At 73.4% G+C, this 286-nt stretch carries 1 protein-coding gene; it reads left to right on the top strand.

Annotation, left to right across the window (positions count from 1 at the left end; all coding sequences use genetic code 11):
* Positions 1–286: thiolase family protein (locus ACL02T_RS35060; RefSeq protein ID WP_503129116.1), on the top strand; the 286-nt coding region annotated here is incomplete at both ends.

Genomic DNA, 286 nt, shown 5'->3' with positions numbered 1-286 from the left:
CGAGCTGATCGGCTGGGAGCTCGACGGCGAGGTCCGGCGCAGCGACCAGACCGTCCGCCCGGGGACCACGGCCGAGACCCTGGCCGGGCTGAAGACGGTGTTCCGCAAGGAGAACGGTCGCATCACCGCGGGCACCTCCTCGCCGATCTGCGACGGCGCGGCCGGTGTGCTGCTGGCCTCGCAGCGGGCGGTGGACACCCACGGGCTGACCCCGCGCGCGCGGATCCTGGACCAGACCACCGTCGGTGTGGACCCGGTGATCATGCTGACCGGTCCCATCCCGGCC

Source organism: Pseudonocardia oceanicola (assembly GCF_047200735.1).
In the GTDB taxonomy this organism is placed as follows: Bacteria; Actinomycetota; Actinomycetes; order Mycobacteriales; family Pseudonocardiaceae; genus Pseudonocardia.
This window is presented reverse-complemented; position numbering and strand designations above follow the sequence as displayed.